We start from the raw sequence: 491 nt of genomic DNA on the forward strand, positions 1-491 counted from the left end.
TCACGACAGTCACGGTAACTCATCAATCACGTCGCCATCATGTCGGATATCACCAAATTCCGGGAAGACCGAAAATACCATCAGCTTTCTGGCGCAACATGATGCACTGACTCGATTGCCCAACCGATCCATGCTCAAGGATCGGGTCCGTCAAGCCATGATCAGCGCTGAGCGTCATGGTCAGAAGCTGGCTTTGATGTACCTGGATCTGGACCGCTTCAAATATATCAACGACAGCCTTGGACATGCGGTGGGTGATGATTTGTTAATCGCCGTTGCCAATCGGATGACAGAACTGGTCCGAGAAGAAGATACGGTCTGCCGAACCGGTGGTGATGAATTTATTGTGTTGTTGCCAGACACCGATGCTCAAGGAGCAGCGCATGTAGGCTGAAAAAATGATCAATGCTATTAACCAACCGTTTACCATCCGCGACAATCAGCTATTCATCAGCGTCTCTGTGGGGATCAGTATCTATCCTGATAATTGT

General features: G+C 48.9%; 1 protein-coding gene. It reads left to right on the forward strand.

What is annotated here, in order from left to right; translation table 11 throughout:
* A partial coding sequence (locus MPL1_RS13035) for a diguanylate cyclase domain-containing protein (RefSeq protein ID WP_009727605.1) occupies nt 1-394 on the forward strand: 394 nt, incomplete at its 5' end.
* Nucleotides 395-491 lie beyond the last annotated feature (97 nt).

The sequence above is a fragment of the Methylophaga lonarensis MPL genome, assembly GCF_000349205.1.
Taxonomy (GTDB): Bacteria; Pseudomonadota; Gammaproteobacteria; order Nitrosococcales; family Methylophagaceae; genus Methylophaga; species Methylophaga lonarensis.